Origin of the sequence: Fulvimarina manganoxydans (assembly GCF_900176465.1) — a bacterium.
Classification (GTDB): Bacteria; Pseudomonadota; Alphaproteobacteria; order Rhizobiales; family Rhizobiaceae; genus Fulvimarina; species Fulvimarina manganoxydans.
In genome coordinates this window covers 112,502-126,702 of record NZ_FWXR01000015.1, presented here as the reverse complement: position 1 = coordinate 126,702, position 14,201 = coordinate 112,502, and the positions used below count along the sequence as shown (strand labels likewise).

The 14,201-nt window shown below is 63.2% G+C and carries 13 protein-coding genes and 1 pseudogene; 5 read left to right on the top strand and 9 right to left on the bottom strand.

The features are described from left to right. Nucleotides 1-265: 265 nt before the first annotated feature. Genes B9A15_RS15635 through B9A15_RS15605 form a run of 7 tightly spaced genes read right to left on the bottom strand, consistent with a single transcriptional unit; the run spans nt 266 to nt 7,474 of the window. On the bottom strand, nt 266-1,369 hold the full coding sequence (locus B9A15_RS15635; RefSeq protein WP_084411392.1) for an autoinducer 2 ABC transporter substrate-binding protein: 1,104 nt from the start codon (nt 1,367-1,369) through the stop codon (nt 266-268). A 52-nt stretch (nt 1,370-1,421) separates the two neighbouring features. Continuing rightward, a complete protein-coding gene (locus B9A15_RS15630; protein ID WP_084411390.1) occupies nt 1,422-2,372 on the bottom strand; it encodes an ABC transporter permease in 951 nt (316 codons plus the stop codon). A gap of 5 nt (nt 2,373-2,377) precedes the next feature. Further along, nucleotides 2,378-3,328: an ABC transporter permease gene (locus B9A15_RS15625; protein ID WP_084411388.1), complete on the bottom strand. Its 951-nt coding sequence runs from the start codon at nt 3,326-3,328 to the stop codon at nt 2,378-2,380. Next, entirely contained in the window at nt 3,325-4,845 is a 1,521-nt protein-coding gene (locus B9A15_RS15620; RefSeq protein WP_084411386.1) for a sugar ABC transporter ATP-binding protein, read from the bottom strand. Before B9A15_RS15620 ends, B9A15_RS15625 begins: the two co-directional genes overlap by 4 nt. Before the next feature lie 55 nt (nt 4,846-4,900). After that, complete coding sequence (locus B9A15_RS15615) at nt 4,901-6,328, bottom strand: FGGY-family carbohydrate kinase (protein WP_084411409.1); 1,428 nt, start codon at nt 6,326-6,328, stop codon at nt 4,901-4,903. Nucleotides 6,329-6,333: 5 nt separating this feature from the next. Further along, on the bottom strand, nt 6,334-6,681 hold the full coding sequence (rhaM, locus tag B9A15_RS15610; protein ID WP_084411384.1) for an L-rhamnose mutarotase: 348 nt from the start codon (nt 6,679-6,681) through the stop codon (nt 6,334-6,336). Then, a complete protein-coding gene (locus B9A15_RS15605) occupies nt 6,671-7,474 on the bottom strand; it encodes a DeoR/GlpR family DNA-binding transcription regulator (RefSeq protein ID WP_084411382.1) in 804 nt (267 codons plus the stop codon). Before B9A15_RS15605 ends, rhaM begins: the two co-directional genes overlap by 11 nt. A gap of 172 nt (nt 7,475-7,646) precedes the next feature. Between B9A15_RS15605 and B9A15_RS15600 the strand changes: the two genes are divergently transcribed. Beyond that, the gene (locus B9A15_RS15600; RefSeq protein WP_084411407.1) at nt 7,647-9,749 is read left to right on the top strand and encodes a bifunctional rhamnulose-1-phosphate aldolase/short-chain dehydrogenase; all 2,103 of its coding nucleotides are present in this window, start codon (nt 7,647-7,649) and stop codon (nt 9,747-9,749) included. A 44-nt stretch (nt 9,750-9,793) separates the two neighbouring features. Continuing rightward, on the top strand, nt 9,794-11,092 hold the full coding sequence (gene rhaI, locus B9A15_RS15595; RefSeq protein ID WP_084411380.1) for an L-rhamnose catabolism isomerase: 1,299 nt from the start codon (nt 9,794-9,796) through the stop codon (nt 11,090-11,092). Here the strand turns inward: rhaI and B9A15_RS23445 are convergent. Next, on the bottom strand, nt 11,089-11,685 hold the full coding sequence (locus B9A15_RS23445) for a hypothetical protein (RefSeq protein ID WP_244556980.1): 597 nt from the start codon (nt 11,683-11,685) through the stop codon (nt 11,089-11,091). The two genes, rhaI and B9A15_RS23445, sit on opposite strands and share 4 nt — an antisense overlap. 144 nt (nt 11,686-11,829) lie before the next feature. Next, nucleotides 11,830-12,291 carry an FAD-dependent oxidoreductase gene (locus B9A15_RS23440; protein ID WP_244556979.1) on the bottom strand — a complete coding sequence of 154 codons (462 nt, stop codon included), beginning with the start codon at nt 12,289-12,291 and terminating at the stop codon, nt 11,830-11,832. A 154-nt stretch (nt 12,292-12,445) separates the two neighbouring features. Here B9A15_RS23440 and B9A15_RS23435 point away from each other — a divergent pair. From B9A15_RS23435 to B9A15_RS15580, 3 genes and pseudogenes are all read left to right on the top strand, one after another. Further along, nucleotides 12,446-12,748 (top strand): annotated as a pseudogene (locus B9A15_RS23435) (DJ-1/PfpI family protein); the annotation flags it as partial. 320 nt (nt 12,749-13,068) lie between these two features. Further along, nucleotides 13,069-13,380: a helix-turn-helix domain-containing protein gene (locus tag B9A15_RS23430; protein ID WP_244556978.1), complete on the top strand. Its 312-nt coding sequence runs from the start codon at nt 13,069-13,071 to the stop codon at nt 13,378-13,380. 77 nt (nt 13,381-13,457) lie between these two features. Next, a complete protein-coding gene (locus B9A15_RS15580; RefSeq protein ID WP_084411378.1) occupies nt 13,458-14,174 on the top strand; it encodes a helix-turn-helix domain-containing protein in 717 nt (238 codons plus the stop codon). Nucleotides 14,175-14,201 lie beyond the last annotated feature (27 nt).

Here is a 14,201-nt window from a genome sequence, read left to right as displayed (position 1 = left end):
GAAGGGATCGAGCCATGCCACGATCTACCCGTGGGCGATCAGGGTCCCGTCGGTCTCCTTCCCGCACTCACTCTACACTATCCCAAACACACAGGGTCTCCGGCCCTGACGGGCCGAGGATGACGACCGGCATTAAGGGGCCGCGACCAGACCACTAATGCATTCATTTGACACAATAGGAATAAGAACCAAGGTGACAGACGAGAACCCCGCCCGATCGGTCATCGGGCGGGGTTTTTCATGATCTATCGTCAGCTGAATTCGATCAGAAATCGAAGTCGTTGATATCGTCCTTGGTGAAGACCTTCGGAGCACCGAGCAGCACCTGGCTCTGATTGACGATCTGCAGTTCGCCCAACCGCCCGGCCTCGACGCTGGTCGCACCCGGCTGAAGCGAGCCGTCGGCGACCTGGCGCATCACCTGGGCGGCGGCATAGCCGAGATCGACGGTGTTCCAGAGGATCGTCGACGTGATGCAGTCGCCATTGATGTAAGGCTTCATCGCATTCGGCAGTGCAAGGCCCACGACGGCGACCTTCCCGCACAGCCCGTTCTGCTGAACCGCTTCGGCGGCGGCCGGCGTCGCGACGCTGGTCATGCCCAAAATGCCGTCCAGCTCTTCGCCATATTTGTTGATCAGCGTCTGGGCCTGGTTGAAGGACAGAATGTTGTCCTCCTGCGCCTCGACCGTCTCCAGGAAGGTGAGGTTCGGATAGCATTTCTCGGTATAGGCCTGCATCTCGGCGATCCACCGCGCCTGGTTCGGCGTGGTGAAGGTCGAGGTGACGATGGCGAAGCTGCCATCCTCGCCGATCTCGGAGACAAGCTGATCCATCATCGACTTCGCCACGCCATTGGGCAGCGCCTGATTGACGAACCACTGGCGCGCATCGGCCTCGGCATCGGCGTCGTAGCCGACGACATTGATGCCCGCATCGAGCGCCTTCTTCAGGACCGGCGCGATCGCGACCGGATCGTTCGCCGCAAAGAGAATGCCGTCGACACCGCTGGTGATGTAATTGTCGACGAAGGTGATCTGCTCGTCGATATTGGCGCGCGTCGGACCGTCGGTGTTGATCGTGATATTGCCGAGTTCCTTGGCCGCTTCCTGCATGCCCTCGGCGGTGCTGGCGAAATAGCCGACGCCGACGAGCTTCGGAATGTCGACGACGGTGATATCCTTGCCCTTGCGGTCGGGTGCGTTGGTCGGCGTGCCACCATTGTATTCGCCGGGCTCGGGAGCCGCGGACTCACCCGTGCAGGCAAGCGGGCTGTTCGGCTGGTCGTCACTCCCCGTCCAAGCCGACTGGGCATAGACCGGGGTGGACAGAAGGCTTGCGCCCAAAAGCGCCGTCATCAGTTTGTTCATTTTGGTTCTCCTCCACTTATCTCAGGTGCCGGTTCGGCACCCCTCCCAACCCTCAGTCGTTCGCGAAACGGCCGAGAATATTGCTGATCAGAACCGCGACGATCAGGATCGCTCCGATGACGACGGTGGTGCCATCACCTCTGACCCCGGACAGCGACAGGCCGTTCTGAAGGATTTGCATCAGGCAAAGGCCGATCAGCGTGCCGATCACCATGCCGCGGCCGCCGAAGATCGAGGTGCCGCCGAGGACAACGGCCGTGATCACCTCGAGCTCGATGCCATTGCCCATATCCGAGCGTGTCGTCGAAACGCGCGAGACGAAGACGATCGCGGCCAGCGCCGAGATGAAGCCCGATGCGGTGTAGATGAGGAGCTTGGTCCGCTCGACCGGCAGTCCCGAAAACTCCGCCGCCGCCTCGTTGTTGCCGATGGCATAGGTCGTGCGCCCGAAGGTCGTGGCGCGCAGGATGAAGATCCCCGCGATCGCGACGAGGGCGAAAAGCCAGAGCTGGGTGGGGATGCCGGCGATCTCGCCCTGGCCGAGCTGAGCGAACCAGTCCGGATAGCCGCGCACGGAGCGGGCCTGGCTGATCCCTTCGGCAAGACCGCGATACAGAGCGAGGGTCGCCAGCGTCGCGATCAGGGGCGGCACGCGGAAGCGGGTGATGATGATGCCATTGGCAAAGCCTGCCAGCGTTCCGGCCACCAGGGACAGGCCGATGGCCGCCGAAAGCGGCAGCCCGACATTCTGCCAGAAGACGCCGACGAGAATAGCGCAAAGCCCCATGATCGAGCCGACCGAAAGGTCGATGCCGCCGGTGATGATGACGAAAGTCATGGGGATCGCGATCAGCCCCACCTCGGTCATCAGGCGCGCCTGATTGAGGAGGTTCGCCGTCGTGAAGAACCGATCCGACTGGGCCGCCATCACGAAGAGAGCGATGACGAAAAGGATGCCGAGAATGGTCTCGTGACGGATGAGAATGCGGGTCACTGCAGCCATGATTGTCACCCCGTCCGGCGGCGTCGGGCCATATCGGCAAGGACCGTCGCCAGAATGAGAACACCCTGAACGGCCTTCAGCCAGTAGGCGGAGACGTTGAGGAAGATGAGGGAGGAGCCGATCGCGGCGAAGAGAATCGCCGCCAGCGTCGATCCGACCACGGTTCCGACACCGCCGAGGATCGAGACCCCGCCGACGACGGACGCGGTGATGATGACGAGTTCGAGCCCGACCGGCGTCGTCGATTGGATCACCTGAAGCTGGGTCGCGAAGAGGACGGCGGCAACGCCGGCGATGGCACCATGGATGGCGAAGACCTTCACCACCGTCGAAGCATGGCCGATGCCGCTCGCCCGGGCCGCTTCCGGATTGCTACCCACCGCATAGACGGATCGACCGAAGGCCGTGTAGCGCATCAGAAGTGCCGCGACGATGGTCATTCCGATCATGAACCAGACTGGCGAGGGAATGTTGAGGAGGCGGAACTGGGCGAGTTGGTACCCGCTGGGCAAGCCGCTGATCCACTGCCCGCCGGTAAAGGTGATGAGGCCGCCCGAGAGGATCGACAGCATGGCCAAGGTCGCGATGATCGACGGCACACGCGCATAGGCGATGAGGCATCCGAGCAGCGTGTTGATCGCCGATCCGATGATCAAGGGTGCGAGCCAGGCGAACCAGATCGGATAGCCATTGGTGACGAGAAGGCCGGAAATAACGGCGAGAACACCGATGAGCGCCCCGATCGAGACGTCGATATTGCCGGAGATGATGACGAGCGACATGCCGATGGCCGCGACCGCGATATAGGCATTGCCGACGAAGATGCTGGTAAGGTTGTTCTCCGAGACGAAGCGAGGATTGACCCAGCCGACAAAGGCGAAAAGCGCGAGGATCACCAGAACCAGGAGAATTTCCTGGCCAAGGGAGCCGACGACGTGGAAGGAACGGCTCTTCATCGAACCGCCCCCGCTGCCGCTGGCTCTGGGCGCGTGCGCATCATCGCGGCGCCCACTTTGTCCGGCGTCGCATCCTTTCGATCGATGACCGCCGAAAGCCGGCCCTCCTTCATCACCAGAATGCGGTCGCTCATACCGAGCACCTCCGGCAGTTCGCTGGATATCATCAGGATGGCGATCCCCTTGCGGGCAAGCTCGCCCATCAGCCTGTGGATTTCGGTCTTGGCGCCGATGTCGATGCCGCGTGTGGGCTCGTCGAGGATCAGAACCTTCGGGTCGGTGGCGAGCCATTTGGCCAAGACGACCTTCTGCTGGTTGCCGCCGGAAAGCTGGCCGACCCTTTGGCGGGCATCACGGGCCCGGATCGCGAAGCGATCGATCGCCTCCTTCGCCATACGCTGTTCGCGCCCCGTATCGATGACGGAGAATTTCGTCATGCGATCGAGGATCGCCATGGTCACGTTCTCGCGCAAGGGTTGGGGACGCACGAGCCCATGGAGACCGCGATCCTCCGGCACATAGGCGATGCCGTTGGCGATCGCATCGCGCACGCTCGCGATCTTCCGGGGGCTGCCATCCACCTTGATCTCGCCGGAGGTTGCCGGGGTGACGCCGAAGATCGTTTGCGCCAGCTCCGTGCGCCCGGACCCGACGAGACCGGCAATGCCGAGGATCTCGCCGGCGTGAAGGTCGAAGGAGATATCCTCGACGAGGCCTGTGCGCGACAGGTTGCGCACCTCCAGCCGTGTCTTGCCGCGTTCGACCTCGATCTTGGGAAAGAGCTGATGGATATCGCGCCCGACCATCATCGAGACAAGCGAGGATTCGGTGACCTCGGATACCGGATAGGTCCCGGTCGAGGTGCCGTCCCGCAGAACCGTAATGCGATCGGCGATCGCGAAGATCTCGTTCATCCGGTGCGACACATAGACGATCGCCACGCCGTCCTCCCGCAGGCGGCGGATGACATCCAGAAGGCGCTGCACATCGGCCTCGGCGAGCGCGGCCGTTGGCTCGTCCATGATGAGGACGCGGGCCTTGCGCGAGAGTGCGCGGGCGATCTCCACACGCTGGCGATCGGCGACGGAGAGCTTCGCGACCCGTTGGTCCACATCGAGCTGTGGGCAGTCGAGCCGATCGAGGAGTTCGCGCGCCTCGCGACGCATTCGGCCCCAATCCACGAAGCCACGGCGCGTCTTCGGCTGATGGCCGAGAAAGATGTTCTCGGCGACGCTGAGGGAGGGAAAGAGCAGCAGTTCCTGATGGACCACCGCGATGCCTTCTTCCTGCGCCTCGCGCGGGCCACGGAACCGACGCGCCTCCCCATCGAGCCGGATTTCGCCCTCATCCGCCCGGTGGTCGCCGGAAGCGATGCGGATCATGGTCGACTTGCCGGCGCCGTTCTCGCCCATCAGCGCGTGAACCTCGCCCGGATAAAGAGCGAAGTCGACGCCGGTCAGAACCTTGACCGGGCCGAAGGCCTTTGACACGCCTGCGAGTTCGATGACGGGGGTCATCGCTCACCCGACCATTCTGAGCGGCCACCAAGGCCTCCCAACGATCCTTTCATCGTCATTCTCCTCCCACCAGCACGTCCGCTTCCGCGGCTCTGCCGCCCGCCACATGTCTTCGCCAAGTCTCGGCATAGTCTTGAAGGCCCGGCCAGGGCGCGCGCCGTCGTGCCTCTTTCGTTTCGGTGTTCGCCCTTCCGGCGCGCCCGGCTATGCCTCGGGCAAGCAATGCAGCGCCGGCGGCCGTGCCCGTCAGGCCGGGCTTTGCCTCGACAGGCTGCCCCGTCAGCGCTTCCAGCGCGTCGCAATAGATGGTGTTTTTCGCAAAAGGCCCCTCGACGATGATCGGCCCGCTCGCGCCGATCAGCGATAAGCAGGTCTCTGTTGTCAGCGCGGCGGAAAGGCTGGCAGCGGCGGTGCGTTCACCCTGGTCGAGCATTGCCGGATCGAGCGTCCAGTCTCCGACGCGCGTCGGAAAGGGGCCGGTCCCTTTCGCAAAGCTCGGCAGAGCCATCGCGTTTCGGACGATCACGCGCTCTGCCGCTTCGCGGCTCGCCTCACCCGGCTCGGCACCGGCCATTTCCGAAAATTCGCGCCCTGCCATGAAGCGCGCCGAAGGGACCGGACGAGCGAAGGCATCCACATTGGCGAGCGTATCGCGATCCTTGTCGAGCGGCTTCGGCTCGGTGCCCACCGCAAACAGGATCGCCCATGTCCCGGTCGAGACCACGGTGAACGGTGCTTGGCGCGTCATCAAGTGGGGCAACAGGGACGCGTTGGAATCATGAATGCCGCAAAAGACCGGAATGTCCCAATCACGCGCCATCGCGTCGCGAATCTCGGGCTTCAGGGCCCCCAGCTCATCGAAGGCGGAGCGAAGCGGGGCGAATTTTCCCCGCCAACCGCGCCGGTCGACGAGGGAGGAGAAGTCCCGTTCCGCTGGCCTCCACAAATCGGTATGGCAGCCGAGCTGTGTCACCTCGCAAGCCCTGACTCCCGTCAGCCGATAGGCCCAGTATTGGGGATAGGTGAGGATCGTCTCCGCTTGCGCAAAGCGCTCGGGAAAGCGCGTTTCGAGCCAGGCGAGCTGGGCCCCGACATTCAGCCCGCCGGGCAGCGCCGGGGATTGGGTTTCCGAAAAATCCGGGCGCTCGGCACGATAGGCCGCGATGAATTCGGCATCGAGCTCATATTCGTAATCAAGCACCGGCAATGCGAGATCATCCGGGCCGATCAGCGCGATCGAAGCCCCATGTGTGGTGAGCGAGATCGCATCTACCGGCTTCTCGCATGACAGCGCGGCGAGCCCTTCGAGGATGAAGCGCCAGAGATGATCGATGTCGTAATGGGGGTAGAGGCCGTCCTTCAAGACAAGGTTCGGCGTCGTCAGCACGGCCAGGTCGTCCGCCGTTTCAAGATCGTGCAAGACGAGCTTGGCATTGGTTTTCCCGATATCGATGACGGCGACGTTCCGGATCTCACGCTCCATCGGCATCAATCCATATGGAACATCGGTTGGAGCGGCACCGCGACCGGCTCGTTGTCGGGATGGGTCTCCATGATGTCGGCCATCGCCGCCCACCAGCGCTGCATGACCGGGTGCTTCGGCAGCTCGCCCATGCCGTGATCGGGCTTTCGCGACAAAACCCCGAAAAGGGCATTCGTCTCGGGATCGAGAAAGATCGAATAGTCGCCGATGCCGGCCTCGCGCAGAAGCGTGACGAGCTCCGGCCATATCGCTTCATGCCGTCGGCGGTATTCTTCCGCCATTCCTGGATAAAGCTGCATTCGAAAGGCATAGCGCTCTAAGGCGCGGTCTTGAGGCGAGGCGTTACGCGACATCCTGAACGCCTCCCTCTTCAGAGAGATTCGCCACGAGGAGACGCACACCGGCCGCCTCCACCATTCCCGCATCTTTGTCGGAGACGCCGTCATCGGTGATGACGATGTGAGCCCGCTCGAGCGGCGCGATGATCATGCTCGACGGATGATGGAATTTGGAGGAATCGACGAGGAGCACGAGTTCGTCCGCCTGGCGCATCAGCCTTTGTTCGGACTGGATGATCAGCGGATCGGTTTCGGCAATGCCGTAAGGCGAGATCCCTTGCGCGCCCATGAACATGCGCCGCGCCCGAAAATGCGCGATGCCGTCGCTCTCGAATGGGCTGAGGATCAGCCCCTGATCCCGATAGATCGCGCCCGCCGGCAACATCACCGTGCATTCGGAATGCTCGATCAGATGATTGGCGATGGAAAAGGAATTCGTCAGGACCTGAAGACGGATACCGGCGAAGTGGTGCACCATCTGGAAGGTCGTCGTGCCGCCATTGATGATGATGGCCTCGCCCTCGCCGCAAAGCCTTGCGGCCTCTTTCGCGATCGCGCTCTTTTCACGCTCCTTGATCGTTCGGGCCGTTTCGAAAGGCAGGCTCGAAATCTCGCCGAAGGGCGCCGTCTCCAGGGCCTCTGCGCCGCCGCGAACCCGCTTCACCTTCTTGCGCAAGGCGAGCGCTGCGATATCGCGGCGCGTCGTCGCCTCAGACGCTTCGGTGAGCCGCGCCAGTTCCTGCACGGTCGCCACCGAGCGAGCCTGAACCACGCTGACGATGATTCTGTGTCTGTCGCGTTCGTGCATGTCCGGCGTTTCTCCCATTGCAGATGCTGAGCGAAGCCTGGGTTTCTGTCAATCAAATTCAATCATCTTCCGTCATGTTGCGCTGCATCATGATTGATCGTGATCGAATTGATTGACGAAAGCCCGGTTTTGGCGAATGGTGCGCGCAAAGATCGTCGAGGAGAGATCAATCATGCCGCAGGCCGAGGAAAGACGCGCGTCCCGATTGCTGCCATCCCTTTGGGACGAGGCCCATGCATCGACGCTCGATGAGCCCGGACGGCTTCTCTACCGGTCCAATCTTCTCGGTGCCGACAAGCGGATCACCAATTACGGGGGCGGCAACACCTCCGCCAAGCTGACCGAAAAGGACCCGCTCACGGGCAAAGACGTCACCGTCCTCTGGGTAAAGGGCTCGGGCGGCGATGTCGGTACGATGAAGCGCGACGGCTTTGCGACGCTCTATCAGGATAAGCTCGAAGCCTTGAAAGGTCTGTATCGGGGTCCCGAGCACGAGGATGAGATGGTCGGCTATCTGCCCCATTGCACCTTCGCGCTCAATCCGCGCGCCGCCTCGATCGACACGCCGCTGCACGCTTACCTTCCCTATCCCCATGTGGACCATATGCATCCCGACGCCGTCATCGCGATCGCCGCGACGGCGACCAGCAAGGACCTGACCCACGAGATCTATGGCGAGGAGATCGGCTGGCTCGGCTGGCGTCGACCTGGTTTCGAGCTCGGCTTGGAGCTGTCGAATTTCGCCAAGGAAAATCCTGAGGCCAAGGGCGTCGTCCTCGAAAGCCACGGCCTGTTCACCTGGGGCGAGACCGCCCGCGAATGCTACGAGACGACGCTTCGCATTATCAACAAGGCGATCGCTTTTCTCGATGAGAAGACCAAGGATCGGCCGGCCTTCGGCGGACTCATCCAGGAACCGCGATCGCAAGACGAGCGCCGGGCGATCGCGGCGCGCCTCATGCCGGAAATCCGGGCCCGGATCGGTCAGGACGAGCGCAAGATCGGTCATTTCGACGACAGCGCAGCCGTGCTCGACTTCGTCGGTTCGAAGGCGCTTGGCGAGCTCGCCCCGCTCGGCACCTCCTGTCCAGACCATTTTCTGAGGACGAAGATCCGCCCGCTCGTGCTCGATATGGAGGGCGGCATCGACCAGGTGATCTCGAGGCTCGATGATGCGATCGCCGCCTATCGGGATGACTACGCGCGCTATTACGAGAGCTGCCGGCACGCGGGCAGCCCGGCGATGCGCGATCCCAATCCGGTGGTCTATCTCGTCCCCGGTATTGGCATGATCACCTTCGCTAAGGACAAGGCGACCGCGCGGATCGCCGGCGAATTCTATGTCAACGCCATCAATGTCATGCGGGGCGCCTCGGCGGTCGGCACCTATCGGGGCCTATCCGAACAAGAAGCCTTCGACATCGAATACTGGCTCCTCGAAGAGGCCAAGCTCCAGCGCATGCCCAAACCGAAGGCCCTTGCAGGCCGCATCGCCTTCATCACCGGCGGCGGTGGCGGTATCGGGCGGGCGACAGCCCAGCGCCTCCTGTCCGATGGCGCTTGCGTCGTCCTCGCCGATATCGACGTCTCAGCGCTGGACAGCGCGAAAGCAGACCTTTCCGAGCGTTTCGGACCCGATCTCGTCCGTTCGGTCCGCCTCGACGTCACCGATGAGAGCGCTGTTGCCCAAGGATTCGAAGCCACGGCCCTGGAATTCGGCGGCGTCGATATCCTCGTCTCCAATGCCGGCATCTCGTCTTCGGCGCCGATCGAGGACACCGAGCTCGCCATGTGGAACCGCAATATCGAGATTCTCGGCACCGGCTATTTCCTCGTCTCGCGCGAGGCCTTCCGCCTGTTCAGGCGCCAGAAGCTCGGCGGCGCCGTGGTCTTCATTGCCTCGAAGAACGGTCTTGCCGCCTCGCCCAATGCCGCAGCCTATTGCACGGCGAAGGCTGCCGAAATTCATCTCGCGCGCTGTCTCGCCTTGGAAGGCGCCGAAGCGGGCATTCGCGTCAACGTCGTCAATCCGGACGCCGTGCTGCAGGGCTCGAAGATCTGGACCGGCGAATGGCGCGAGCAACGCGCCGCCGCCTACAATATGGCCCCCGACGAGCTGGAGGAGCATTATCGTAAGCGCTCCATGCTGAAGCGCTCTGTGCTGCCCTCCGACGTTGCGGAAGCGGTTGCCTTCCTTGCCGGCGATGCCTCAGCCAAATCGACGGGCAACATCGTCAATGTGGATGCCGGCAACGCCCAATCCTTCACGCGCTGACATCCGCTCCCTCGTCTCGGGCCCAACTCGGGAGGTGATGCCCCATGACCGATATGCCGATCGATCCTTCACGGATCGAAAGCGACAATGCCAAACGAAACCCGGACCTGGAAGCCGATTACGCCGCTCTCGGCGACCAGCTCGATCGCCGCGGAATTTCGATCGACGCCATCGTCCAGGCGGTGCGCGGCTTTAAGGTCGCGGTTCCCTCATGGGGCGTCGGCACGGGGGGCACGCGCTTTGCTCGGTTTCCCGGGCCGGGCGAGCCGCGCGGCATCATGGAAAAGCTCGACGATTGCGCCGTCATTCAACAGCTCGGCCGCGCCACGCCATCGGTCTCTCTTCATATCCCTTGGGACCGAACGGACCCGGCCGCGCTGAAGGAAAAGGCGCAAGGCCTTGGCCTCACCTTCGATGCGATGAACTCCAATACGTTCCAGGACCATCCGGACGATCCGAAGCAGCCGCTTTCCTACAAATACGGCTCGCTCAGCCATGCGGACAAAGCGGTCCGGACGCAGGCCATCGAGCACAATCTCGAGGTGATCGAATTCGGCCAAGCGATCGGCTCGACCGCCATCACCGTCTGGATCGGCGATGGATCGAATTTCCCTGGCCAGGTCGATCTTGCCCGCAGCTTCGAGCGCTATCTGGAATCGGCCAAGGCGATCTATCGCGCCCTTCCCGAAGACTGGCGCCTCTTCACCGAACACAAGATGTACGAGCCGGCCTTCTATGCCAGCGTCGTCCAGGACTGGGGCACGAACCTTCTGATCGCTCAGGAACTCGGGACCAAAGCCTTCTGCCTCGTCGATCTCGGCCATCACGCGCCGAATGTGAATATCGAACAGATCGTTTCGCGACTAATCTTCGCCGAGAAGCTCGGCGGCTTTCACTTCAACGATTCGAAATATGGCGACGACGATCTCGATGCCGGTTCGATCGATCCATTTCGGTTGTTTCTGGTTTTCAACGAGTTGGTCGAAGCCGGCGATGCGCTTTCGAGGCTGCACCCGGCCCATATGATCGACCAATCCCACAATGTAACGGACCCGATCGAAAGCCTGATCCGCTCCGCGGACGAAATCCGCCGCGCTTATGCCCAGGCGCTGCTCGTCGACCGGGCTGCTCTGCGCGGCTTTCAGGACGAGAATGATCCCTTGATGGCCTCGGAATGCCTGAAACGTGCCTTCCGCACGGATGTGAGCCCGATCCTCGCCAAGGCTCGATCGATGGACGGTGGCGCCATCGATCCGATCGCCACCTATCGCGCGAGCGGCTATCGAAACAGGATCGCCGAGCAGCGCCCCGCAGCAGCCGGGAGCCGAAGCGGCATCGTTTAGAGATCGCGCGCCGCCTCGAGACCCGCCTCAGCACCGCTGCGGAAGGCGCCCGCCAGCGAGAATTCGCCATTGGCCGCGCCCGCCACATGGATATGCGACGGCTTGGAGCCGGGCGTGAAGGCGTGGATCGCGTCGGACCATTTCGGCCGCCCGCCGAGATGGGTGGTGATATAGAGGTTGGGATTGAAGCCGCCCGAGACGGCGAGGCAGTCGGTCGCGATCTCGTGGAGCTCCCCTGACTTGTCGATCACCGTCATGGCGCTCAGGGCTTGGCGGCCACTGGTCGCGACGACCTCGGCACCGACGAAGCGGCGCACGCCCTCACGCACGGCGAAATCGTAAAGCTGCTGCGAGACCTCGGGCCGCACATCGACGATCGCCGAGACCTCGATCCCGGCGCCAAGACAATCGCGCGCCGTCTGCCAGCCGTCGTCGCTGGTGGTGAAGATCGCGACGCGCCGGCCGGGCGCGACACCATAACGATTGAGATAGGTGCGCACCGCGCTCGCCAGCATGACACCTGGCCGGTCGTTCCCGCCGAACGCGATCGGGCGCTCATAGGAGCCGCTTGCAAGCACCGCACGCTTCGTCACCACGCGCCACAGGCGCTAGCGCGGCTGGTGCTTCAGCGGAACCGGCAGATGATCCGCGACGCGCTCGACGAGGCCGAATTCACGTCCGTCATAGGCGCCGAAGACCGTGGTGCGCGCCATCACCGTGACATTCGGCAGGGACCGCTACTCCTCGACGGCGCGGGCGGCATAGGCATGGCCCGCCATGCCGTCCACCTCATAGCGCTCGGCGTTGAGGCGTCCGCCAAGCGCGAAGTCCTCGTCAGTGAGAATGACCTGGGCCCCGGATCTGCCGACTGAAAGGGCTGCGGCGAGCCCCGACGGGCCCGAGCCGATGACGAGAACGTCGCAAAAGGCGTAGGCCTTCTCGTATCGATCGGGATCGGCCTCGTCCGAGGCATGGCCGAGGCCGGCCGCCCGGCGAATCGCCGGCTCGTAGATCTTCTCCCAGAAGCTCGCGGGCCACATGAAGGTCTTGAAGTAGAAGCCGGCGACGAAGAAGGGCGAGAACAGCGAATTGACGGCGCCGACATCGAATTTCAGCGACGGGAAGCGGTTCTGGCTCGATGCCTCCAGCCCGTCATAGAGTTCGGCGACGGTCGTGGCATATTCGAAGGGTGTCGCCAAAGTTCTCTCGAGCCTCGCGACAGCGTCCGACCGGCGATCGGCTCGATCGAGGGTCTCGACTGGCAGAAAAGGGGGCAGTCGTGTCACCCAAGGACGATCTCAAACAGGCAAACAGGAGCGGCTCGGCTTCCTCCTGGTGCCGGGCTTTGCGACGATGCCCTACGCCTCGGCGATCGAGCCCTTCCGCGCCGCCAATGTCTTGTCCGGCCGCGACCTCTACAGCTGGCGCCATGTGGCGCTCGAAGGGCGTGTGGTCGAGGCCTCGACCGGCCTGGCCTTCGCGGCCGATCACGCGGTCGGCGAGGCGGAGGACTATGACGGCCTCATTGTCTGTGCGGCGGGCAATCCATCGACCTTCGATCACGAGCCGACCTTTGCCTGGCTGAGACGTCTCGCCCGCCGCGGAACATGGCTTGCCGGTGTCTCGGGCGGGCCGTTCGTGCTGGCCGCCGCCGGTCTTCTCGACGGGTATCGCTGCACGATCCACTGGGAGCACGCGGCAGCCTTCGCAGAGGCCTTCGCGCAGCCGCGTCTCATCTCCTCGATCTACGAGATCGATCGCGGGCGCCTGACTTGCGCCGGCGGCATCTCGGCCCTCGACATGATGCATGTGTTGATCGCCAAGGCTCATGGAACGGCCCTTGCGGCCGCCGTCAGCGAATGGTTCCTGCAGAGCCATGTGCGCGCCGGCGCGAGCGGACAGCTGATGACCCGCTTCGAGCGCTTCGGCTTTCCGAGCGTCGGTCTGTCGAACGTGTCGAGGCGATGGAGGAGCATGTGGAAGAGCCCCTGCCCCGCGCTCGTCTTGCCGCGCTCGCCGGTGTCTCGATCCGCCAGCTCGAGCGCCTCTTCGAGAAGCATATGCACACGACGCTCGATCGGCACTATCTCACCATCCGGCTCCATCACGCCCAGCGTCTCCTCTGCCAGACCCGGCTTTCCGTCGGTGAGATCGCCGTCGCATCGGGCTTTCGCAGCGCAAGTCATTTCTCGCGCGCCTACAAGACCCGCTACGGCCATGGGCCAAGAAACGAAAGGTCGCTCACCTTTCTCCACGGGAAAGCCGTCGATCGGGGTGCCCCCTTGTGATAGATGCATTCGAGTAAAGAGCGGTTCCGGCGGACGTCCCGAAGGGTCCAAGGCACCAACTGTCTTGAGGAGACGAAATGCCCGCCAAAAAGCACGCCCGCAACGAGAATGCCGGAACCGAAGCGGCAGTCGAGGCCAAGCGTGGCGAGACGGGCCTTACGGGAACGGCACTCCACCAGGATTCTCACGCGGTCAAGCCGGTCACGGAGAAGCGGCTCGAAAGCGCGATCGGGCGCGAGGTGCGCAACCTCCGCCGACAGCATGGCTTGACGATCGGCGATCTGGCCTCTGCGACCGGCATGTCGCTCGGCATGCTATCCAAGATCGAGCGCGGGAACATCTCGCCCTCGCTCGCGACGCTTCAAGCCCTGTCGCAGGCGCTCGGGGTTCCGATCACCGGTTTTTTCAAGGGATTCGAGCAGCAGCGCAGCGCGGTGTTCGTGAAGGCCGGCGAAGGGGTCGAGATGGAGCGGCGCGGGACGAGCGCAGGGCACCAGTACAACCTTCTCGGCCATATCGGGAACAACTCAAGCGGCGTGACGGTGGAGCCCTACCTGATCACGCTGTCGAAGGAGTCGGACGTGTTTCCGACCTTCCAACACGACGGACTCGAATTCCTCTACATGCTCGAAGGCGAATTCATCTATCGCCATGCCGAGACGCGGGTTCACATGCAGCCGGGCGACAGCTTCTTCTTCGATGCCGATGCGCCGCACGGGCCGGAGGACTTCGTCAAACTTCCCTGCATCTATCTGTCGTTCATCTGCTATCCGCAGGACCGTGGCGAGAGATAGTGGACTTGCCACGGGAAAGTGGAGAGC